Here is a 21,533-nt window from a genome sequence, read left to right as displayed (position 1 = left end):
GAGGCACCCACCAGCCATGCCCACCCCTGCCCCCGCGTCGGCACCGCCCGCGACGCCCGCGCCACCCACCGCGGTCCGGTCCGACATCCAGGGCCTGCGCGCCGTCGCGGTCCTCGTCGTGCTCGTCTACCACTTCTGGCCGGGCGGCCTGACCGGCGGCTACGTCGGGGTGGACGTCTTCTTCGTCATCTCCGGGTTCCTCATCTCTTCGCACCTGCTGACCCGCCCGCCGTCCGGGCCGAGGGACCTCGCCGTGTTCTGGGCGAGACGGGTGCGGCGCCTGCTGCCCGCGGCGTCCGTGGTGCTGCTCGCGACGCTGCTCGCCTCCCTCGCGTGGATGCCGTCCTCCCTCCTGCCGGGTGTCGCCCGCGAGATCGGCGCCTCCGCGCTGTCCCTCGAGAACTGGGCGCTGGCCGGCTCGGCCACCGACTACCTCGCGGCCGAGAACGCGCCCAGCCCGGTGCAGCACTACTGGTCGCTCTCGGTCGAGGAGCAGTTCTACGTGCTGTGGCCGGTCCTGCTCGCCGTCCTCGGGCTCGTCGGGCGCCGCCGCCCGCTGCTGTGGCGGGCGAGTGGCCTCCTCGTCGTCACCGCCGCCTCGTTCGTCGCCTCGGTCGTGCTCACCTCCGCGGACCCGGCGGGCGCGTACTTCGTCACGCACACCCGCATCTGGGAGCTCGGGCTGGGCTCGCTGCTCGCGGTGGCGGCCCACCGCGGGTGGCGTGTGCGCGCCGCGCTGCCCCGGGCCGTCGCCGGCTGGCTGGGCCTGGCGATGGTGGCCGCCGCCACCGTCCTGTTCAGCGGGGCCACCGACTTCCCGGGGTACGCGGCCCTGCTGCCGACCGTGGGCGCCGTGCTCGTCATCGCCGCCGCGGGCGACGACGTGCCGGGCTCCCCCCGCCTGCTGCTCTCGCGGCGACCGGCGCAGGTCCTCGGCGACCTCTCCTACTCGGTCTACCTCTGGCACTGGCCGGTCGTCGTCATCGCCCCGTACGCCCTCGGCCGGGAGCTGACCTGGGTCGAGAAGCTGCTCGCCGTCGCCGCGGTCGTGCTCGTCGCCGCTCTCACCAAACGGTTCGTCGAGGACCCCGCCCGCCGCTCACCACGCCTCGTCGGCAGCCTGCGCCTCAGCTTCGCGCTCGCCGCGGCGAGCGCCGCCCTCTTCGCCGGCGTGGGGGTGGGTGTCGTGGTCCGGGCCGACGAGGCGCGCGCCGCCGAGGCCCGCTCGCTGGCCGGGGCCATCGGGGACGACTGCGTGGGGGCCGCCGCCCTGCGCCAGGGGTGCACGCCGGTCGAGGGCGAGCGGCTGCTCAGCTCCCCCGCCTCCGCCGCGGCCGACCGCTCACGCCTGTACGCCGACGACTGCTGGTCCAACCGGCCGTACACGCGGCACCGGGTCTGCTCGTACGGGCCGGAGGCCGCCGACCTGCGCGTGGCCCTGCTGGGCAACAGCCACGCCGGGCACTGGGAGCCCGCCCTGTCCCCCGAGGTCCTCGCTCGCGGTGGCCGGCTGGACACCTATCTCGTCTCCGAGTGCTACCCGGTCGACGTCCCGCTCGACTTCGGCCCGGGCACCGACCGGCTGACCACGACCTGCCGGCAGTGGACCGACTGGGCGCTCGACGCCGTCGCGCGCGGCGGCTACGACGTCGTCGTCCTGAGCAATCGCACCTTCCGCCCGCCGCGCGACGTCCCCGCGGACCGGCGCCAGCCGGTGCTCGAGGCGGCGTACGTCCGCACCCTGGCGCGGCTCACCGACGCCGGCGTCCGGGTCGTCGTGGTGCGCGACGTCCCGTCGGCGGTCGACAACGGCCCGGACTGCGTGGCGCAGCACGAGGGCGACCCCGCCGCCTGCGCCAACCCCCGGGCGGAGGCGCTGGAGCCCGACCCGCTCGCCGTCGCTGCCGGGCGGGACACCTCCCAGGACGTCACGCTCCTCGACCCGACGGACCGGTTCTGCGACCCCGAGCGCTGCCACGTCGTCGTCGGTGGCCTCATCGCCTACTTCGACCACGGGCACATGACGACGGCGTTCGCCCGCACCCTGCGGCCGGAGGTCGCCGCGGCCCTCGACCGCGCCCTCGGCTGAGCGGCGGGTCGGTCAGCGACCCGCGACGGCGTAGACGACCGCCACGACGACGAGCACCGCGAGCACCCCGAGCGTCATCCGGCGGCGGAACAGCGGCGTCATCGCGCCGGCTCCGGCACCGGCACGCGGCTGTCGTCCCGGTCCTCGGCGCTGGGCACCGTCGTCACGCTGACGCGCGGGCGGCGCTGCGACTCGTAGCTCACCCGGACATTCTCCGCCCGGGCCAGCCAGAACGACACACCGACCAGGGCCAGCCCGACGGCGACCGCCCCGATGCCGATGGTCCAGCGCGGCCCGAACTGCTCCGAGATCCACCCGATGAGCGGGGCGCCGGCCGGCGTGCCGCCCATGAAGATCGCCATGTAGAGGGCCATGACCCGGCCGCGCATCTCCGGGGCGACGCGGGTCTGGACCATCGCGTTGGCCGTCGTCATCGCCGTGAGGGCGGTGAGGCCGACCGGCACGAGCGCCAGCGCGAACAGCCAGTACGAGGGCGCCGAGGCGGCCGCGGTGGCCGACAGGGTGAACCCGACGAGCGCGAGGAGCAGCACCCGCAGGCGCGGCTCCTTGCGCCGGGCCGAGAGCAGCGCGGCGGTCAGCGACCCGACGGCCATGATCGACCCGAGCAGCCCGAACTCGCCGGCGCCCTTGTCGAAGACCTTCGTGGCCATGAGCGCCATCGTGATCTGGAAGTTCATCCCGAACGTCCCGAGCACGAAGACGAGCAGCATGACGAGCTGGATGTCGCGCCGCTGCTTGACGTAGGCGAAGCCCTCGCGGATGCCGCCACGACCCTTGGCCCGGCGCGGCGAGCGCAGCTGCGAGACGTTGAGCATCGCCAGCGCGGCGAGCACGAAGACGAAGGTCAGGGTGTTGAGCAGGAGCGCCTCGCCGGTGCCCCACCACGCGATGATGAGGCCCGCGGCCCCCGGCCCGATGAGCCGGCCCGCGTTGAACGACGCCGAGTTGAGCGCGACCGCGTTCGACAGCTTCTCGGGCGGCACCATCTCGGAGACGATGACCTGCCGCGCCGGGTTGTCGATGGCCGTCGTCACGCCCTGCACGAGGGCGATCGCGTAGACGTGCCACAGCTGCGCGGCGCCCGTCACGGCGAGCACCCCGAGCACCAGGCTCGTCAGCGCGAGCATGCTCTGGGTCACGAGGAGGATCCTGCGCCGCGAGAAGCGGTCGGCGATGAGCCCGGTCCACGGCGCGAGGAGGAGGAACGGGAGGAACTGCAGGCCGGTGACGATGCCGAGCGCCGTCGCGGAGCCGGCGGTCAGGACGGTGAGGACGAGCCAGTCCTGGCCCACGCGCCCGACCCAGGTGCCGACGTTGGAGACGAAGCCGCCGAGGAACCACAGCCGGTAGTTGCGGATCTCGAGCGAGGTGAAGGTGGGGCTCATTCGGCGGCCACCCGTTCGAGCAGCGCGGTCGCGTCGGCGAGGAGCGCCCTCTCGTCGTCGGTCAGCCGCTCCAGGCGGGTCGCCAGCCACTGGTCGCGACGCCTGCGGGTCTCGCGGATGGCCCGGCGCCCCTCCTTGGTCAGCGAGAGGATGACCTGCCGGCCGTCCGTCGGGTCGTCCGCCCGGGCGACGAGCCCGCGCTCGACCAGCCCGTTGACCGTGCGGCTCATGCTGGGCGCCGACACCTGCTCGATCTCGGCGACCTCCTTCGGCGTCCGCGGGCCGTCCTCGAGGCGCACGAGCGCGGAGAACTGGTGCGGCGCCAGGTCGGTCGAGCTCTCGAAGCGCACCCGGCGCGAGATGCGCATGCACACCATGCGCAGGTCGCTCGTCAGGCGGTCCTTCTGCGTACGGGTCATCGTCGGGGCGGGTGCGGGCACGGTGTTCTCCAGCGGTGGTCGTCATCGGTAGTTAGCACAACTCATTACCGTGGCTAACTATTCCACCGCCGGCGGCGCCGTGGGGCCGCATCCGCACGCAAGCCCGCCGGACGTCGAGGCGCCCGCCCCGCGGGGTGCGGGACGGGCGCCTCGGGGGGCGGCTCGGGGTCAGCCGGCGACGACCTCGGTGATCGGCTCGATGAAGAAGTAGACGACGAAGAGCAGGGCCGTCAGCCACATCATCGGGTGGACCTGGCGGACCTTGCCGCGCACGACCTTGATGAGGACGTAGACGACGAAACCCGCACCGATGCCCGCGGTGATCGAGTAGGTGAACGGCATGAGGATGATCGTCAGGAAGGCCGGGATGGCGATCTCGACGTCGTCCCAGGCGATCTCCTTGACCTGCTGCATCATGAGGAAGCCGACGAGGACGAGCGCCGGGACGGCGGCCTCGTTGGGGATGATCTTGACGAGCGGGGCGAAGACGACCGCGACGAGGAACAGCACGCCCGTGACGACCGACGCCAGACCGGTACGCGCGCCCTCGCCGACACCGGACGCCGACTCGATGTACGAGGTGTTCGACGAGACGCCCGCGGCACCACCCGCCGCGGCCGCGACGGAGTCGACGACGAGGATGCGCTGGGTGGCCGGCGGGTTGCCCTCCTCGTCGAGCAGGCCGGCCTCGGCACCGATGGCCGTCATCGTGCCCATCGTGTCGAAGAAGTCGGCGAGCATGAGGGTGAAGACGAGCAGCACGGCCGCGACGACGCCGACGCGCTCGAAGGACCCCAGCAGGTTGAACTCGCCCAGCGTGCCGAAGTTGATCGGGTCGACGACGTCCGGCCACGCCGGCACGTTGAGGTTCCAGCCGAGCGGGTTGATCTTGTTCGTCCCGTCCGCGTTCTGCCCGACGACGGTCGGCCCGACCTTGGCGATCGCCTCGACGACGAAGGCCACGACGGTCATCGCGATGATCGAGATGATGATCGCGCCGCGGACCTTGCGCACCCACAGGGCGACGATGAGGACCACGCCCAGGGCGAAGACGAGGGTCGGCCAGCCGGCGAGCTGCCCGCCGACGCCGAGCTCGACCGGCACCGTGCCCGCCCCCGTGCGCCGCACGAAGCCCGCGTCGACGAGGCCGATGAGCGCGATGAACAGGCCGATGCCCACCGAGATCGCGGTCTTCAGCTGGGCCGGCACGGCGTGGAAGACCGCCTGCCGGAACCCCGTGAGCACGAGGACGAGGATGACGATGCCCTCGAGGACCACGAGGCCCATCGCGTCGGCCCAGGTCATCTTGCTCGCGATCGCGTAGGCCACGAAGGCGTTGAGGCCGAGGCCGGTGGCCAGCGCGAGCGGGAAGTTCGCGACGACACCCATGAGGATGGTCAGCACGCCCGCGACGAGGGCGGTGCCCGCCGCGATGGCGGCGAGGTTCGGGGCGTCGCCGCCACCGAGGAACTTGCCGTCTGCGTCCTGGACGTAGCCGAGGATCAGCGGGTTGAGGACGACGATGTACGCCATCGTGAAGAAGGTGGCGACGCCACCGCGGACCTCACGGCCCACGGTGGAGCCGCGCTGGTGGATGTGGAAGAACCGCTCGAGGAAGCCCGGGTGCGTGGGGCCCGCGTCGGCGGTGGTCGTGGTCTCGGCCATGGCGAGCAGGCTAGTGGCGCCGGGAGCGCCGCGGGTTTCGGGGGTGTGACGGCGAGATCGCTACGCTGGCGCCGTGACCGACGAGCCCACGCGCGCCCCGGACCCCGCCCTCCTCGGGCGCTCCGCCCCGGTCGACCCGCCGGACGTCCCGACCCGCACGCTCGTGCTCATGGGCTCCGGCGTGTGGGCGGTCGCCCTCGTCGTCACCCTGCTCGTCCCGGCGCTGCACACCGGCGAGCGCTCGTGGTGGCCGTGGGCCTGCGTCACCGGCCTCGCGCTCGGCGCGTTCGCGTGGTGGTACGTCCGCCGCGGGCGCGGCAACGCCGCCGGCGCCTGAGGCGGCCGGCGGCGTCGTGGCGCGACGTCAGCTGACGTCGAGCGCGTTGTCGTCGAGGATCGGCGCGGGCACCCGCTCGGCGGGCGGGGCCTCGACGTCGGCCTCGGAGTGCGCCCCGCAGCCGTGGTCGAGGCTGACGACCTTGCCGTCGGAGGGCGACCACTCGTTGGCGCACACCCCGAAGACCGTGCGCAGCGCACCGGCCATCGGCAGGAAGTAGCCGCACGACGAGCAGGGCATCGGCGCCTTGACCGCGACCGGCGCGGCGGGGCCGTTGTCGCCGTCGTACCAGCGCTGGGCGGCGACCTCGCGGCCCTCGGCCGAGAGCACGCGGACCCGGCCGAGGCCGAGCTCCCACTGCGCGGCGGCGTCGACGTCCTCGTCGCCGGTGGCCTCCCAGCCGGCCTCGAGGTGCGGGTCGGCGTCGACGTACGGGGTGACGTCGCCGGGGCCGAGGTCACCGGGCGCGAGGCGCGAGGCGTAGGGCAGCCACTCGGGGCTGAGCAGCGCGCCCTCGCCCGGGACGAGGTCGGTCTCGCAGACGGTGACGGTCTTGGAGCGGGCGACGCGCGCGACCGACACCGCCCAGCGCCAGCCGCGGTAGGCGGCGGCGTCGCAGGCGAAGTAGTGCGTCCCGAGGCGCTCGTCGACCATCTCCATCCCGAGGTGGTCGCCGACGGTGCCCGGCTCGGCGACGCCGGTCAGCGCCTCGCGGGCGACGTCGACGGCGTCCCGGAGGGTGGCGTCCGGCCGGACCGCGGTGGCGGGCGCCATCAGAGCTCGAGGTCGCCGGCGACGGCCCGCAGGACCTGGGCGACCTTGTTGCCGTGCTGCTTGTCGGGGTAGTGCCCGCGGCGCAGCGACTCCGAGACGTTGTCGAGGAGCTTGATGACGTCCTCGACGATGACGACCATCTCGTCGGCCGGCTTGCGGTCGCGGACGCGACGGTTGATCGCGACCGACGGGGCGGGGTCGAGGACGCGCACGGCCATCGCCTGGGCGCCGCGGCGACCCTCGGCGATGCTGAACTCGATGCGCTGACCGCCCTTGAGGCCCTGGACGTCGGCGGGCAGGGCGGACGCCGGGACGAACACGTCCCCCTCGCCGGCGTCGCCGGACACGAATCCGAAGCCCTTCTCGGCGTCGAAGAACTTCACCTTGCCAGTCGGCACGGTCCACCTCATCCATCGGTCGTCACGCGGGGCGCCCGGGAGCGGGCACCACGACCAAGGCTAACCGCTGGGGCCGACACCGCGCTGCCGGGTTCTCGCGCCCGCCCACCCCACCCCCACCTCGAGTCCCACGCGTATCGGGTGACCCGATACCGCTGCGCCTCCCCCGACAACCGTTCCCGGGTGGAGCGCGCCCGTATCGGGTCACCCGACAACGCTGCGCCTCCCCCGACAACCGTTCCCGGGTGGAGCGCGCCCGTATCGGGTGACCCGATACGCAGGTGACGCACGTGACGGGCCGGGGTGGGGCGCGCGGGGCGGGAAGAACCCGGTCGCGGGGTGTCGGCGGGCCGTGGGAGCGTGTCCCGGTGCCCGAGACCGCCTCCCCCGCCACCGACGACGCGCACCTGACCGTGCGCGGGTTCTGGGCGGCGCTGCCCCCGGCCGGGCGCTGGCTGCTGTCGACGACCGCCATCTCCACGCTCGGGCGCGGGATGACGCTGCCGTTCACCGCCATCTACATGCACGAGGTCCGCGGCGTCCCCCTGTCGGTCACCGGCCTGCTCATGGGGCTCATCGCCGGCGTGGCCGTCGTCGTCACGGCGCCCGTCGGCGTCATCACCGACCGGCTCGGCGCCCGCCCGGTCGTCATCGCGGGGCTGCTCGCGCAGGTGCTCGGCGCCCTCGTCATGGCCTTCGCGACCACGGTCACCGGCCTCACCGTCGCCGTCGTGCTCCTCGGCATCAGCTTCGGTGTCGGCTGGCCGGCCTTCAACGCGATGATCGCGAGCATCGTCGAGGGCCGCCTGCGTACGCAGTACTTCGGCATCAACTTCGCGCTGGTCAACCTCGGCATCGGCATCGGCGGGGTCGTCAGCGGCTTCCTCGCCGACGTCTCGCGCCCCGGCACCTTCAGCGCGATCTTCGTCGTCGACGCCGTCTGCGTCCTCGTCCCCGTCGCGCTGCTGCTCGGCCCGCTGCGCGCGGTGGCCGGCCGGCCGGTCCCCGCGGCCGAGGGCGAGGGCGGCACCGGCTACCTGGCCATCCTGCGCCGCCCGGCCGTCCTCTGGCTCACCGCGCTGACCTTCCTCTCCAGCTTCGTCGGCTACGGGCAGATGGAGGCCGGCTTCCCCGCCTTCGCCCGGCAGGTCAGCGAGGTCTCGACCCGCACGATCGGGTTCGCGTTCGCGGCCAACACCGCCGTCATCGTGCTCATGCAGTTCCTCGTCCTGCGCCGCATCGACGGCCGCCGCCGCACCCGCGTCTTCCTCGGCCTCGTCGTCCTCTGGGCACTGGCCTGGGCACTGCTCGGCGCCACCGGCCTCGTCGCCGGCACGCTCGCGGCGGCCGCGGGCGTCATCGTCTTCCACGTCTTCTTCGGGCTCGGCGAGACGCTCCTGCAGCCGACCGTGCCCGCCATCGTCAACGACCTCGCGAGCGACCACGACCGCGGCCGCTACAACGCGGTGTCGGGGATGGCCTTCCAGGTCGGCGCCATCACCGCGCCGGTGGTCGCCGGCTGGCTGCTCGACCGCCGGCTCGCCGGGGTGTTCGTCGCCGTCCTCCTCGTCTGCCTCGCGCTCGTCGCGGCCCTGGCCCTGGCCCTCGAGCGGCAGATCTCCCCGGAGGTCAACGGGGTCCGGCAGCGCTGAGGCGCAGGGCGACGGCTCAGCCGCCGGTCAGCGCCTTGACGACGCGCGAGGGCGAGGGGCGCCCGAGCACCCCGGCCATCCAGGCCGAGGTCTCAACGAGCGCGTCGAGGTCGATGCCCGTCTCGACGCCGGCGCCCTCGAGGGTCCACACGAGGTCCTCGGTCGCGAGGTTGCCCGTCGCCGACTTCGCGTAGGGGCAGCCACCCAGGCCGCCGGTCGAGGCGTCGACGACGGTGACGCCGTCACGCAGCGCGGCCAGCGTGTTCGCGAGCGCCTGCCCGTAGGTGTCGTGGAAGTGCACCCCGGTGCGCTCCGGCCCGATGCCGGCCGCGTCGAGCCCCTCGAGCAGCCGGTGCACGTGACCGACCGTGCCCACCCCGATGGTGTCGCCGACCGACAGCTGGTCGCAGCCGAGGTCCATGAGGCGTCGGCAGGCGTCGACGACCTGCGCCACCGGCACCGGCCCCTCCCACGGGTCGCCGAAGCACATCGACACGTAGGCGCGCACCCACAGGCCCTCGGCCCGGGCCCGCTCGACGACGGGCGCGAACATCGCGACCGACTCCTCGAGCGAGCGGTTGAGGTTCTTGCGGGCGAAGGTCTCGGTCGCGCTGCCGAAGATCGCGACGGCGCCGACCCCGGCGGCCAGCGCCCGGTCCAGGCCCCGGACGTTGGGGACGAGCACCGGCCGGCGTGCCCCACGCCCCTCGTCCCCGAGCAGCCCGAGGACCTCCTCGGCGTCGGCGAGCTGCGGCACCCACCGCGGGTCGACGAAAGAGGTCGTCTCGACGGTCGTCAGGCCCGCGGCGAGGAGGCGGCGCACGAACTCGGACTTGGCGGCGGCCGGCACGACGGCCGACTCGTTCTGCAGCCCGTCCCGGGGCCCGACCTCGTAGACGGTGACCCGTTCCGGGAGGGAGGGGTCCGGCTCGACCTGCGGCAGTGCACGGCTCACGCCTCGATCCTGACACGCCGGACCGTCACGGGCGACGCCGCCCGCCCCCTATCCTCGTGCGCGGTGGCCGACCCGCGGCCGCGCCGACCCGAGGGGACCCCAGCACCGTGAGCAGCAGCGACGACCACCGCGACCCGACCGCGCCCCCGCCGCTCCCCGACTCCACCGAGCCGTCGCCCGCCCCCGGCCCGGACGACACGCAGGTCGTCGGCCCGGAGGCCACGCGCCCCTTCACCCCGCCGGCGCCGCCGGCCCCGCCGTCCTACGAGCAGCCCACCTACTCGACGCCGTCCTACGACCTGCCCGCCTACGGCGCGCCGCCGCAGGACGCCCCGCCGGCGACGGACCCCCACGCCACCCCGGCGCAGAACCCGTACGGCGCGCCGCCGGCCCCGCCCGTCGACCCCTACGGCGCCCCGTCGGCGTCCGGGGCCTACCCGCCGCCGCCCGCCCCGGGTGCCTCCGTCCCGTCGTACGGCCAGTCCGCGCCGTCTGGCCAGTCCGCCCCCTACGGCCCCGCCGCGCCGTACGGCAGCGCCCCCGCCTACGGGCCCGGCTCCCCCTACGCCGCACCGCGCAACAACACGAGCGCCCTCGTCCTGACCATCGTCTCCGGCCTGACGACCGTCATCACCATCGGGTTCTGCGTCGGCATCGTGTTCGTCCCCGCGCTCGTCTTCGGCATCATCGGCCTGACCAAGCAGTCCTCCGACCCCGAGAGCTCCCGGAAGATGTCCCGCTGGGGCTGGATCTCCTTCGGCGTCGCGATCGGCCTCGGGGTCCTCGCGATCGTCGGGATCGTCGTCCTCGCGGGCACGAACGGGGCGTTCACGGGCACCTGAGGCGCCGCGGCTCGCCGCTCCTGCCCAGCCGACGTCCAGCGGACTCACAGACTCGGGGTCGAGACTGGGAGACGTGACAGCCACGCAGCCCCCCGAGGCCCGGCTCCTCGTCGTCGAGGACGAGCCGAACATCCGCGAGCTCCTCGCCACCTCGTTGCGGTACGCCGGCTTCGACGTCGCCACCGCCGCGAGCGGCTCGGAGGCCCTCAAGGTCGCCGACGACCACCAGCCCGACCTCTGCGTCCTCGACGTCATGCTCCCCGACATGGACGGCTTCACCGTCACCCGTCGGCTGCGCGACCAGGGCCGGCGCCTCCCCATCGTCTTCGTCACCGCGCGTGACTCGGTCGACGACAAGATCAAGGGCCTGACCGTCGGCGGCGACGACTACGTCACGAAACCCTTCAGCCTCGAGGAGGTCGTCGCGCGCATCCGGGCGGTGCTGCGCCGCACCCGGGGTGACGTCGACGAGGACCGCCCGGTCCTGCGCTTCGAGGACCTCGAGCTCGACGAGGACAGCCACGAGGTCCGGCGCGGCACTCGCGTCATCGAGACCAGCCCGACCGAGTTCAAGCTGCTGCGCTACCTCATGCTCAACCCGAACCGGGTGCTCTCGAAGGCGCAGATCCTCGACCACGTGTGGGACTACGACTTCCGGGGCGAGTCCGGCATCGTCGAGTCCTACATCTCCTACCTCCGGCGCAAGATCGACGTCGAGGGTGCCCCGCCGCTCATCCACACCAAGCGCGGCGTCGGGTACGTCCTGCGGCTGCCCCCGCAGACCTGATGGCCTCGCTCGCCCGGCCGGTGTCGCGTGTCGTCGGCCGGCTGGAGGCGGTGCCGCTGCGCACCCGCCTCCTGCTCATCGTCGGCGTCCTCGTCGGCGCGGCGCTCATCCTCACGAGCATGGTGACGGCCTACCTGCTGAAGAGCGACCTCGACGCCCGTGTCGACACCGAGCTGCGCAGCGTCCTCAGCCCGGTCGCGACCCAGGCGATCTCGGACCTCCAGAGCCGCCCCGACGACGCGCTGCCCACGAGCTACGCCTTCGCGATCCAGACGCCGACCTTCACGGCGGTCCGCCCGCCGGTGGGCAGGTACGCCGAGCCGCTCCTGCCCTCGCTCTCCGTGTCCGACCCCCGTGTCCGCACCCAGACCCCGTTCACCGTCGGCTCGAAGAACGACCGGATGACGTGGCGCTTCATCGCCGCCCAGGTCAGCGGGAGCAACGCGGTCGTGGCGGTCGGGGTGCCGCTGGAACCGGTGTCGCACACCGTGACCCGCCTCCTGGTCTCCACCGCCCTCCTCGGCACCCTCGCCCTCGTGCTCTCGCTCGTGCTCGGGCACTTCGCGGTGCGTCGCGCCTTCCGGCCGCTGCGCCGGATCGAGGACACGGCGGCCGCCATCGCCGAGGGGGACCTCACCCAGCGCATCCCCGTCCGGCAGGCCGACGACGAGGTCACCTCGCTGGCCCGCAGCCTCAACGCGATGCTCGCGCAGGTCGAGACCTCCTTCGCCGTCCGCGAGGCCAGCGAGGAGCGGATGCGCCAGTTCGTCGCCGACGCCTCGCACGAGCTGCGCACCCCGCTCGCGACCGTCGGCGGCTACGCACAGCTGTACCGGCAGGGCGCCGTGCGCGACCCCGAGGCCGTCGGGTCGGCGATGGAGCGCATCGAGGCCGAGTCCGGCCGGATGAGCGCGCTCGTCGAGGACCTGCTGACCCTCGCGCGCCTCGACGAGGAGCCCGAGGTCGAGCACACCGACGTCGACCTCACGGTCCTCGCCGCCGACACGGTCGCGGACGCGCGCGCCCGGGCACCCGAGCGGCGCATCCAGCTCGTCGGCTTCGAGGGCGGGGTGGAGCCCTGCGTCGTCCGCGGCTCCGAGCCTCGGCTGCGCCAGGTCGTCACCAACCTCGTCGCGAACGCCCTGCGGCACACACCCGAGGGCACGCCCGTCGAGGTCGCCGTGGGCCTGAACGACGGCGTGCCGAGCCTCGAGGTCCGCGACCACGGGCACGGCGTGCCACCGGATATCTCGACGAAGGTCTTCGAGCGCTTCTACCGCGCCGACCCCTCGCGCGGGCGCACCGGCGGGGGCGGCACCGGCCTCGGCCTGGCCATCGTCGCCGCCATCGTCGCGAGCCACCACGGCCGGGTGGGCGTCGCCGAGACGCCCGGCGGCGGCGCGACCTTCGTGGTCCGGTTCGCACAGCGGACTCCCAGCCACTGACCAGCGCACGCCCACCTCGGGGGCGTTGAGTGGGGACCAGTCGAACAGAAGGAGACCCGTCGGCGATGAACGACCAGCAGCCCCGCACCCCGGAGAACCCCGGCCCGTGGACCGCCCCGCAGTGGTACACCCCGCACGGTGGGACCACCACCGCGACGCAGCCGACGGGCGAGGGCTCGCCGGCCACCCCGGTCCCCACCGGGTACCCCCAGAGCACCCCGACCGGTCCGATGGCCCCTCCCCCTCCGTCGGGGCCGTTCGGGCCGGCCGGGGGTGCCGGACCCTCGGGCGTCCCCTCCCGCGGGTCCGGTCGTCGCCGTGGCGCCGAGATCGTCGGCGTCGCGGTGCTTGCCGCCGTCCTGTCCTCCGGCGGCACCCTGGCCGCGACCCGGCTGATGGACGACACCTCGACGACGTCGACGGTGTCCACCTCCCAGTCGGGTCGCGGCACGGACACCGCGCCGGTGCAGCAGGCCGACGCGTCCGCGCCGAACTGGGCCGCGACCGCCAAGGCGGTCTCGCCGAGCGTCGTCGCCATCACCGCGCAGCTCGCGAACGGCGAGGCGCAGGGCTCGGGCGTCATCTTCGACGGCGACGCGCACGTCGTGACGAACAACCACGTCGTCGCCGGCGCGCAGAAGCTGCAGGTGACCCTCGCCGACGGCCGCACGTTCTCGGCCCAGGTGCGCGGCACCGACCCCTCCACCGACCTCGCGGTCATCACCATCGACAACGCCCCCGACGACCTCACGCCGATCTCGATGGGCGACTCCGAGGCGCTCGCGGTCGGTGACCCGGTCATGGCCGTCGGCAACCCCCTCGGCCTCGCCGGCACGGTGACGACGGGCATCGTCAGCGCGCTCAACCGACCGGTCAGCACGCAGGCCGAGGAGCCCCAGCAGCAGCAGAACCCCTTCAACGGCGGCTTCCAGCAGCAGCAGACGCAGGCGGAGCCGGTCGTCACCAACGCGATCCAGACCTCAGCCGCGATCAACCCCGGCAACAGCGGCGGCGCCCTCGTCGACGCGTCGGGCCGGCTCGTGGGCATCAACTCCTCGATCGCCTCGCTCGGCCAGTCCTCCGGCGGGCAGTCGGGCAGCATCGGCATCGGCTTCGCCATCCCGGCCACCGAGGTGCAGTCGATCGCCAAGCAGCTCATCGACACCGGCAAGGCGCAGCACGCCTACCTCGGGGTCTACCCGCAGGACGGCACCGCCTCGGACGGCTCGGCCACCCGCTCGGGCGCCGAGGTGACCAAGGTCGAGTCCGGCACCCCCGCCGAGAAGGCCGGCCTGCGCCAGGGCGACGTCATCGTCGCCGTCAACGGTGACCCGGTCGACGGCGCGGAGTCGCTCATCGGCTACGTGCGCGAGCAGTCCGTCGGCAGCACCGTCACGCTGACCGTCCTGCGCGACGGCAAGAGCTCGGAGGTCCGCGCGACGCTCGCCGCGGCCGCGAGCAGCCAGGGCTGACCGACGACCCGTCGGGGCGCCGGGACCGGCTGAGTACCGGTGCTCAGGCGCCCCGACGGGGTCCGCCGGGAGTCTTGGGGGCATGACGCACCGGGACGACGTGGCACGCCTCGAGGTCGAGTTCGCCGACGCGATGCAACGGATGTACGTCGTCGGCAACGGTCTCGCCCGGCTCCGCCACGAGCTCGAGCAGCAGCCGGTCGTCACGACCACCCCCCGCACGGCGTCGGCCGCCGTCCGGTCGGGAGGCCCCGCGCAGGGCGGGGTCGCGGGAGCCGCGCAGGGCGGCCTCCCGCACCACGCCGCCGGGACGGGACACCAGGGAGTCCCCGTCCCGGCGGTGGCCGGAGCACCGGGCCGGACGGCGTCGTCTGCAGGGTCGACGCCGTCCGGCCCGGTGCCACGTTCGTCGACGCAGGCGCCGCCCGCCGGGCCGCCCGTCGTCGGTCCCCCGCCCGTGCCGGGCGGGCCCTGGTACCGGCGCGAGGGTGCCGTGACCCGCGTGCTCGCGGTCTCCGGCGCCGTCGTCACGCTCTCCGGGGTCGCGATGCTCCTCGTCCTGGCCGTCCGTCACGGCTGGTTCGGCCCCGGCGCCCGGGTCTCCGCGGGCGCGCTCCTCGCAGGACTGCTCGGTGGTCTCGGCGTGCGCGGAGGGGCGCGCGACCGCGACCGGGGTTCTCCCGCGGGGAGCGCCCCCGTGGCGCTCGTCGCCACCGGTGCCGCGGTGGCCTACCTCGACGTCGTCGCCGTCACCGCGCTCTACGGATGGCTCCCGGCCTCCGTCGGCGTCGTGCTCTGCCTCGCGGTGAGCGCGCTCGGGTCGCTCGTCGCGCGCCGCTGGGGCAGCGAGCTGCTCGCCGTCCTCCTCGTCGGCGGTGGCGGCCTCTTCGCGCCGGCCGTCGCCGGCCGCGCCGACTGGGTCCTCGCGGCCGTCCTCGCGGTGCTCGCCGCCGTCGGGTGGTGGGCGGGGTACGGCCGCACGACGCCGTGGCTCACACTCGTCCGGGTCGTCCCCGTCACCCTGGCGCTGCTCGCCGGGGCGGCCGCCACCGCCGGCCGGCCGGGTGCGGCGCCCCTCGTCGCCGTCGGGCTGGTCGTGCTCGCCGCCACCGTCGTCACCTCCGCGCTCTCGGTGCGCCGGGACGCCGACGACATCGCCTCGAGCGCCGCACTGGCGATCGTCGCGACGGGTGCCCTCGCCGCCGCGGCCGCCCTGTCGTCGACCCCGCGCGCCCTCGTCCACGGCGCGGTCGGGGCGGTGCTGCTGCTCGCGGCGACCGCCCTCGGCCGGGCGCCCCTCGGCCGGGTCGCCTCGCACCTGCTCGTGACGACCGCCACCGCGGGCAGCGTCAGTGCGGTGCTGGCCGTCCTCTCCGGCGTCCCCGACGGCTTCGTGCGCAGCGGCCTGCTCGTCCTCGCCCTGGCCCACCTCGCCGTCGCCGGGGCCACCCGCTCGCGGATCGCCCTCGGCCTCGGCGCCGGCGTGGGAGCGCTGGGGGTCCTCGCCTGGCTGCCGGACGCGCTCGCGGTGACGACCGTCCGCCTGGCCACCGACCACGACCTCGCCTCGGCCTTCGTGGCGAGCGTCCTCGCCGCAGCCGTGGCCGTCCTCGCGTGGTGGGCCGCCTGCGCCGTGCGTGGTGTCGCCGAGCCGGTCCGCCGGCTCGCCGCCGTCCTCGCCTGGGCGGTCGGGCTGGTCGCCACCGCCACGGCGCTCGTGAGCATCGGGACGCTGGCCGGGGTGCGCCTCGGCGCCGGAGCGACGGGCTTCACCGCCGGGCACGCCGTCGCGACCGTCGTCTGGATGACGGCCGCCGCCGGTCTGCTGCTGCACTCGCTCGAGCACCCGTCCGAGTCCGACCTCGACCTGCGCAGCGGCCTGCTGCTCAGCGCCGTCGCCGTCGCGAAGCTCTTCCTCTTCGACCTCGCCGCCCTCGACGGCGTCGTCCGGTCGGTGGCCTTCATCGCCACCGGGCTCCTGCTGCTGGCCACGGGCAGCCGCTACGCCCGCGCCTGGGAGCGCGCCCGCCCGCGGACGAGCACCGGGGACGCGTGACCGACGCGGGCCGGTCTGCCAGAGTGGGCTGGTGAGCGGGCTGCAGCGACGGTGGGTTGCCGACTGCGCCGACGCCGTCCCCGGCGCGGACCGCGCCGCCGTCGACCGCCTCGGTGCCGACCTCCTGGGCCGTTGGAGCGAGCCCCATCGCCGCTACCACGACCTCGCGCACCTCGCCGAGGTCCTCGCCGCCGCCGACCTCCTCGCACGACGGGGGCGCACCCGCCGCGCCGACCGGTCCGCCGTCGCGCTCGCCGCGTGGTTCCACGACGCGGTGTACGAGGGCCGGGGCGGGGGCGACGACGAGCGCCGGAGCGCGGACCTCGCCGCTCGTGAGCTGTCCGCCCTGGGCTGCGCCCCGGACCTCGTGGAGCGCGTCGTCACCCTCGTCCTCGACACGCTCGACCACGAGGTCGAGGACGCCGAGCCGGACGTCGCGCGAGTCACCCTGCACGACGCCGACCTGTGGATCCTCGCCTCTCCCACAGCGCGGTTCGACGAGTACTGCCGTCAGGTGCGCGAGGAGTACGCGCACGTGCCGGCGGCCGAGTACGCGACCGCCCGCTCCGCCGTGCTGCGGCCCTTCCTCGTGCGGCCACACGTGTACCGGTCGGCCCACGCCCGGCGCGAGTGGGAGCCCGTGGCGCGCGAGAACCTCGCGCGCGAGCTCACCCGGCTGGCCGGCTGAGCACCGCGTCGACGAGCGGCCACCAGAAGGTCGTGCCGCAGAGCGACTGCAGCTCGGGCTTCGTCACCCAGCGGCGGTCGGAGGTGTCGTCGTGCGCCGACGACAGCGCCGGCCGGACGGACGCCAGGTGCGTCTCGAAGAGCTGGAGCAGGTCGGTGCCACGCGTCCACGGCCCCTCCCCCTCGACGGCACGGAAGCGCTCGTAGCCGACCGGTCGCAGCGCCGCAGGGTCGAGGAACAGCCCGGTCTCCTCGTGCACCTCGCGGACCGCGTTCTCGCGCACCGACTCCCCGGCTTCGCGCCCACCACCCGGCGCACCCCACTCGTCCCTCCACACCGACCGCACGACCGCGAGGTCGCCCGCGGCGTCGTGGACGAGGACGAGAGCCGCGAAGACCCGGTCCGGGGTCGCGTCGCGTGGAGAGCGGATGAGGTCGACGTCGACGACGACCCCGGGCAGGCGCACGCCGGTGACGCGAGCCACGCCCTTGTCGCCGCGCCGCTTCTGCATCCGCAGCCCGCTCGCCACGAGGCGGCGGAGCAGCTCGCGGGCGTCGGTCGGCTCGGCGCCGGCCGCCACGACGGCCGCGTAGCGCTCCTCGGGGACGTCGTAGTGGTCGCCCTCGAACCCGCGGGCGGGGATGCCGACCCGGCGGGCGAAGGCGTGCAGCTCCGCGAGGCTCGTGTCGCTCACGAGGTGCGACCAGCGCCGGCCGTGCGCCTCGACCCGCGGAGGATCGATGAGGACGGCCACCCGCCGATCGTAGGCCCCGGCCCCGACGCCGTGTCCCCTCCCGACACCCCCGTCCCCTCCTGCCTCACCTTTTCGGGGTCACCCCGAAATGTCCACGAGACACGACCTCCGAGCCGGGGTCTCGTGGACGAACCGGGGTCTCGAGCCGCGGCGACGCGATGAGCGCCCGACCACCACCCGCCCCGACCCACACGCGCCCGGCCCGGACCCGGTGCGGGGCGCCGCCCGGTGGCAGGCCTGTGGAAAACTCCGCGGCCGGGTCGGCCGGCCGACCTAGCGTGCAGGCAACGGGTGGCCACCGGGTCGCCCACCAGCCCGAGGGGGTCCTCGTGTCCGCACAGTTCCAGGTCGACACCGACCGCATCACCGCCGCCGCCGGCGACGTCGCCCGCATCTCCGCCGAGGTCGAGGGGCAGGTCGCCGCGATGACCGCCCGGCTCGTCGGCCTCCAGGACGCGTGGACCGGCAGCGCGTCGACCCAGTTCCAGGGGGTCGTCGAGCAGTGGCGCGGCACCCAGCAGCAGGTCCGCGAGTCGCTCGACTCGATCGGGCGGGTGCTCGGCGCCGCCGGCGCCCAGTACGCCGAGGTCGAGGCCCAGGCGGTGCGGATGTTCTCGTGACCCTCAGCGCAGGTCGAGCTTGAGCCCGGCGTGGGAGTGCACCCAGCCGAGGTCCTCGTAGAAGCGGCGGGCGTCCTCGCGCCGGAGGTCGGTCGTCAGCTGCGCGAGCACCGCCCCGCGGGCGCGACCGAAGGCGGCCGCCCAGGTGATCAGCGCGCGTCCGAGGCCGGACCCGCGGCGGGCGGACGCGACCCGGACGGCCTCGACCTGCAGCCGGGTCGCCCCGCCCCGAGAGAGCCCGTGGAGCAGGGTCAGCTGCAGCGTGCCGACGACCTCGCCGTCGGGGTCCCGGGCGACGACGAGCAGCTGGTTCGGGTCGGCGTCGACGGCGGCGAAGGCCTCGCGGTAGGGGGCGAGGTGTTCGTCACCGGCGGCGTCCGCGGGCGCCTCCCGGCCCGCGCCGATGGCGTCGTCCCGCAGCAGCGCGACGACCGAGGGCACGTCGGCGACGCGGGCCCGCTCGAGGGTCACGACGTCGTCGCGCAGCGCGAGTCGGTGGGGCAGCTTCGTGGGTTCGTCCACGACGGTGACGCTACCCGCGGGCCCGGCCGCCGCGGGCGGGCGGCGTCACCGGCCCGTCGACCGGCCGGGTCACTCGGTCGCGATCGCCCGCAGGACGTCGAGGCGGGCGGCGCGGCGGCCGGGCCAGACGGCGGCGAGGACACCCACGACGGCGGCGAGCGCGACGAAGCCGACGAGCTGCAACCACGGGACCGACAGCACGTCGATGCCGTCGTCGGCGAGGGAGCGCTGCAGCGCGACCGCGAAGACCAGGCCCAGCACGACCCCGAGCACCGCCCCGAGGACGGCGATGGCCACCGACTCCAGGCGCAGCATCGTGCGCAGCTGGCGACGGCTGAGGCCGACCGCGCGCAGCAGCCCGATCTCGCGCACGCGCTCGACGACCGAGAGCGCGAGCGTGTTGACGATGCCGAGCACCGCGATGACGACGGCGAGCCCGAGCAGGGCGTAGACGATGAAGAGCAGCTGGTCGATGGGCTTGCGCTGCTCGGCCGCGAACTCTGCCTGGTCGGCGACGCCCACGAGCGGCAGGTCGGCCACGGTGGCGTCGAGCGCTTTCTTGAGGGCCGGCCGGTCGGTCCCGGGCTGCGCGACGACGAAGGCCGTCCGGTCGGTCGGCGGAACCCCGAGCTCGTCGAAGGTGCCGAGCGTGAGGGTGACGTCGGACTGCAGCACGGCGTCCGGCTCGTAGGTCGCGACCACGCGACCCTCGACCTTCGCGCCCGCGAAGCTCGTCGTCACCGCGTCGCCCACCGTCAGGCCCAGGTCTGCGGCCTGGCTCGTCGAGAGCGCGACGTCGCCGTCGCGCAGGGCCTCGAGCGATCCGGCCGTCACGTCGGGGCGGGCCACGCGCACGACCCCGGCCGGGTCGACGCCGGTCGCGAACTCGCGGTCCCCGGCGACCTCGAGCCGCGCCCCGCGCACCCGGACGACCTCCTCGACCCCCGGCACCTTCTCGACCGCGTCGGTGATGGCGGCCGAGAAGCCCTGGCCGACGACGCTCGAGACGACGTAGTCGGCGACGATGTCCTCGGCGAGCGACTTGTCGAGGCTGGCCTTCGCCGAGGCGCCGAGCACCGACATGAGCGTGACGAGCGAGACGCCGATCATCAGGGCGGACGCCGTGGCCCCGGTGCGTCGGGGGTTGCGGCGCGCGTTCTGCGCGGCCATCCGCCCGACGGCCCCGAAGGCCCGGCGGTACAAGGCCTCGAGGACGCCGAGCACGGGCCGGCCGAGCACCGGGCTGAGCAGCGCCGTCCCGACGAGCACCCCGAAGGTGCCGACGCCGAGGACGTAGGTCGGTTCGCTGCCCCACCCGAGGAGACCCCCGACGATGCCGACCACGCCGGCGAGGAGGAGCAGCGCGCCGACGGCGACCCGCCAGCGCAGGCCGCCCTCGGCGAGTACGGCGTCGTCGCGCATCGCCGCGACCGGCGGCACCCGCCCCGCACGCCGAGCCGGCAGGTACGCCGACACGACGGTGACGAGCACGCCGACGGCCAGCGCGACGAGCACCGTGCGGACCTCGAGCACGAGCGGCGTCGACCCGAGGTCGAGCCCCACCCGCCCGAACACCGCCCGGATGCCGATGGCGAGCAGGACGCCGAGCCCGACGCCGAGCGCCGAGCCGACGAACCCGACGATGCCGGCCTCGACGAGCACCGAGCGCGCCACCTGCCGGCGGCTGGCGCCGATGGCCCGCAGCAGCGCGAGCTCGCGGCTGCGCTGCGCGACGAGAATCGAGAACGTGTTGACGATGAGGAACGCCCCGACGGTGAGGGCGACCCCGGCGAAGACGAGCAGGAAGGTCGTGACGAACGAGAGCGCCTCGTCGATGCGCGTCGCGGCGCGCGCCGAGGTGGCGTCGCCGGTGTCGGCGCGGAACCCCTCGGGCAGCACGGCCTGCACCGAGCGCAGCAGCTGGTCCTGCGTGGTGCCGGCGGCGGCCGTCACCCAGACGGTCGACCAGCCGGTGCCGCCGTCGAGGAAGAGCTGCTGCGCCTGCCGCGCGTCGAACATCACGACGCTCGCCCCGACGAGCGAGCTGCCGCCGAACTCGGCGGTGCCGACGAGGGTCGCCTCGATGCGCGGCTGCGCCCCCGCGGTGAGCAGAGGGACGGTGTCGCCGATGCGCCAGCCGGAGCGCTGCGCGGACGTCGCGTCGAGCACGATCTCGCCGGACGCGGCCGGGAAGCGACCGCTGACGAGGGTGGCCGACGGCGTCCCGTTGGCCGCCGGGCCGGAGCTGTACGAGACACCGATCCCCGGCGGCCCGCCGCCGCCGACGAGCTTGCCCTGCCGGTCGACGACGAACGTCCCGAAGGTCGTGACCCGCCCGTCCGCCCGGGCGGCACCGGGCACCCCCGCGAGCGTGGTCACGAGGTCCTCGGGCACGGTGCGGACCGCAGCGGCGCCGAGCGGGCCGCCCCCGCCGCCGGACTCGTCGGCGCTGCCGGGACGGACGATGACGTCACCGACCGCACCGCTCGTCAGCCCCGTGAACGCGCGGTCGAGGGTGTCGGTGAAGACGTACGAGCCGGCGACGAAGGCCACCCCGAGCACGACCGCGACACCGCTGAGCAGCAGCCGCACCTTGTGCGCGAGGATGCCGCGCAGCGTCGCGCGCAGCAC

At 74.7% G+C, this 21,533-nt stretch carries 19 protein-coding genes; 10 read left to right on the top strand and 9 right to left on the bottom strand.

What is annotated here, in order from left to right:
* Positions 1-16: 16 nt before the first annotated feature.
* Complete coding sequence (locus LG324_RS05995; protein ID WP_404352492.1) at positions 17-2,089, top strand: acyltransferase family protein; 2,073 nt, start codon at positions 17-19, stop codon at positions 2,087-2,089.
* Between the two features lie 98 nt (positions 2,090-2,187).
* On the opposite strand, the gene LG324_RS05990 is transcribed toward LG324_RS05995, so the two are convergent.
* The 3 genes from LG324_RS05990 to LG324_RS05980 form a co-directional block, all read right to left on the bottom strand.
* The gene (locus LG324_RS05990) at positions 2,188-3,495 is read right to left on the bottom strand and encodes an MFS transporter (protein WP_036830026.1); all 1,308 of its coding nucleotides are present in this window, start codon (positions 3,493-3,495) and stop codon (positions 2,188-2,190) included.
* Positions 3,492-3,935, bottom strand: a complete 444-nt coding sequence (locus tag LG324_RS05985; RefSeq protein ID WP_242525866.1) for a MarR family winged helix-turn-helix transcriptional regulator — start codon at positions 3,933-3,935, stop codon at positions 3,492-3,494. The genes LG324_RS05990 and LG324_RS05985 overlap by 4 nt, the downstream gene beginning before the upstream one ends.
* 168 nt (positions 3,936-4,103) lie before the next feature.
* A complete protein-coding gene (locus LG324_RS05980) occupies positions 4,104-5,600 on the bottom strand; it encodes an NCS2 family permease (RefSeq protein WP_404352490.1) in 1,497 nt (498 codons plus the stop codon).
* A 73-nt stretch (positions 5,601-5,673) separates the two neighbouring features.
* Between LG324_RS05980 and LG324_RS05975 the strand changes: the two genes are divergently transcribed.
* Positions 5,674-5,937 (top strand): DUF2530 domain-containing protein, encoded by a 264-nt coding sequence (locus LG324_RS05975; RefSeq protein ID WP_404352489.1) that lies wholly within the window; start codon positions 5,674-5,676, stop codon positions 5,935-5,937.
* Between the two features lie 27 nt (positions 5,938-5,964).
* Here the strand turns inward: LG324_RS05975 and LG324_RS05970 are convergent, their stop codons facing one another.
* Both LG324_RS05970 and LG324_RS05965 read right to left on the bottom strand, forming a co-directional pair.
* Positions 5,965-6,711, bottom strand: a complete 747-nt coding sequence (locus LG324_RS05970; protein WP_404352488.1) for a DUF3027 domain-containing protein — start codon at positions 6,709-6,711, stop codon at positions 5,965-5,967.
* On the bottom strand, positions 6,711-7,109 hold the full coding sequence (locus LG324_RS05965; protein WP_404352487.1) for a cold-shock protein: 399 nt from the start codon (positions 7,107-7,109) through the stop codon (positions 6,711-6,713). Before LG324_RS05965 ends, LG324_RS05970 begins: the two co-directional genes overlap by 1 nt.
* A 368-nt stretch (positions 7,110-7,477) precedes the next feature.
* On the opposite strand from LG324_RS05965, the gene LG324_RS05960 reads away from it, so the two are divergent.
* Positions 7,478-8,761 (top strand): MFS transporter, encoded by a 1,284-nt coding sequence (locus LG324_RS05960; RefSeq protein WP_404352486.1) that lies wholly within the window; start codon positions 7,478-7,480, stop codon positions 8,759-8,761.
* Between the two features lie 16 nt (positions 8,762-8,777).
* On the opposite strand, the gene LG324_RS05955 is transcribed toward LG324_RS05960, so the two are convergent.
* Positions 8,778-9,716 (bottom strand): hydroxymethylglutaryl-CoA lyase, encoded by a 939-nt coding sequence (locus tag LG324_RS05955; RefSeq protein WP_404352485.1) that lies wholly within the window; start codon positions 9,714-9,716, stop codon positions 8,778-8,780.
* A gap of 107 nt (positions 9,717-9,823) precedes the next feature.
* Between LG324_RS05955 and LG324_RS05950 the strand changes: the two genes are divergently transcribed.
* The 6 genes from LG324_RS05950 (at position 9,824) to LG324_RS05925 (ending at position 17,006) form a co-directional block, all read left to right on the top strand.
* Complete coding sequence (locus LG324_RS05950) at positions 9,824-10,558, top strand: hypothetical protein (protein WP_404352483.1); 735 nt, start codon at positions 9,824-9,826, stop codon at positions 10,556-10,558.
* 73 nt (positions 10,559-10,631) lie between these two features.
* Positions 10,632-11,345 carry a response regulator transcription factor gene (locus LG324_RS05945; RefSeq protein ID WP_207024231.1) on the top strand — a complete coding sequence of 238 codons (714 nt, stop codon included), beginning with the start codon at positions 10,632-10,634 and terminating at the stop codon, positions 11,343-11,345.
* On the top strand, positions 11,345-12,790 hold the full coding sequence (locus LG324_RS05940; RefSeq protein ID WP_404352481.1) for a sensor histidine kinase: 1,446 nt from the start codon (positions 11,345-11,347) through the stop codon (positions 12,788-12,790). The genes LG324_RS05945 and LG324_RS05940 overlap by 1 nt, the downstream gene beginning before the upstream one ends.
* 65 nt (positions 12,791-12,855) lie before the next feature.
* A complete protein-coding gene (locus LG324_RS05935) occupies positions 12,856-14,262 on the top strand; it encodes a S1C family serine protease (RefSeq protein ID WP_404352479.1) in 1,407 nt (468 codons plus the stop codon).
* An 82-nt stretch (positions 14,263-14,344) separates the two neighbouring features.
* Positions 14,345-16,318, top strand: coding sequence for a hypothetical protein (locus tag LG324_RS05930; RefSeq protein WP_404352478.1), 1,974 nt, complete (start codon positions 14,345-14,347; stop codon positions 16,316-16,318).
* 31 nt (positions 16,319-16,349) lie between these two features.
* On the top strand, positions 16,350-17,006 hold the full coding sequence (locus LG324_RS05925) for a metal-dependent phosphohydrolase (RefSeq protein WP_211251004.1): 657 nt from the start codon (positions 16,350-16,352) through the stop codon (positions 17,004-17,006).
* Here the strand turns inward: LG324_RS05925 and LG324_RS05920 are convergent.
* Positions 16,987-17,760 carry a DUF4031 domain-containing protein gene (locus tag LG324_RS05920; RefSeq protein WP_404352477.1) on the bottom strand — a complete coding sequence of 258 codons (774 nt, stop codon included), beginning with the start codon at positions 17,758-17,760 and terminating at the stop codon, positions 16,987-16,989. The two genes, LG324_RS05925 and LG324_RS05920, sit on opposite strands and share 20 nt — an antisense overlap.
* A 329-nt stretch (positions 17,761-18,089) precedes the next feature.
* Here LG324_RS05920 and LG324_RS05915 point away from each other — a divergent pair, with 329 nt between their 5' ends.
* Complete coding sequence (locus tag LG324_RS05915; protein WP_404352475.1) at positions 18,090-18,380, top strand: WXG100 family type VII secretion target; 291 nt, start codon at positions 18,090-18,092, stop codon at positions 18,378-18,380.
* A 3-nt stretch (positions 18,381-18,383) separates the two neighbouring features.
* Here the strand turns inward: LG324_RS05915 and LG324_RS05910 are convergent, their stop codons facing one another.
* Positions 18,384-18,902, bottom strand: a complete 519-nt coding sequence (locus tag LG324_RS05910; protein WP_404352474.1) for a GNAT family N-acetyltransferase — start codon at positions 18,900-18,902, stop codon at positions 18,384-18,386.
* 69 nt (positions 18,903-18,971) lie between these two features.
* Positions 18,972-21,533 carry an ABC transporter permease gene (locus tag LG324_RS05905; RefSeq protein ID WP_404352472.1) on the bottom strand — a complete coding sequence of 854 codons (2,562 nt, stop codon included), beginning with the start codon at positions 21,531-21,533 and terminating at the stop codon, positions 18,972-18,974.

This window comes from Phycicoccus jejuensis (assembly GCF_044797865.1).
GTDB classification, from domain to species: Bacteria; Actinomycetota; Actinomycetes; order Actinomycetales; family Dermatophilaceae; genus Phycicoccus; species Phycicoccus jejuensis.
Note: the sequence above shows the minus strand (reverse complement) of the source record. Positions and strands in the feature narration are given on the sequence as shown.

What these genes read in the sequence shown, in the direction of transcription:
- LG324_RS05970 (WP_404352488.1), bottom strand. Translation starts at nt 6,711, where the DNA reads ATGGCGCCCGCCACCGCGGTCCGGCCGGACGCCACCCTCCGGGACGCC.
- LG324_RS05930 (WP_404352478.1), top strand. Translation starts at nt 14,345, where the DNA reads ATGACGCACCGGGACGACGTGGCACGCCTCGAGGTCGAGTTCGCCGAC.
- LG324_RS05935 (WP_404352479.1), top strand. Translation starts at nt 12,856, where the DNA reads ATGAACGACCAGCAGCCCCGCACCCCGGAGAACCCCGGCCCGTGGACC.
- LG324_RS05940 (WP_404352481.1), top strand. Translation starts at nt 11,345, where the DNA reads ATGGCCTCGCTCGCCCGGCCGGTGTCGCGTGTCGTCGGCCGGCTGGAG.
- LG324_RS05980 (WP_404352490.1), bottom strand. Translation starts at nt 5,600, where the DNA reads ATGGCCGAGACCACGACCACCGCCGACGCGGGCCCCACGCACCCGGGC.
- LG324_RS05995 (WP_404352492.1), top strand. Translation starts at nt 17, where the DNA reads ATGCCCACCCCTGCCCCCGCGTCGGCACCGCCCGCGACGCCCGCGCCA.
- LG324_RS05990 (WP_036830026.1), bottom strand. Translation starts at nt 3,495, where the DNA reads ATGAGCCCCACCTTCACCTCGCTCGAGATCCGCAACTACCGGCTGTGG.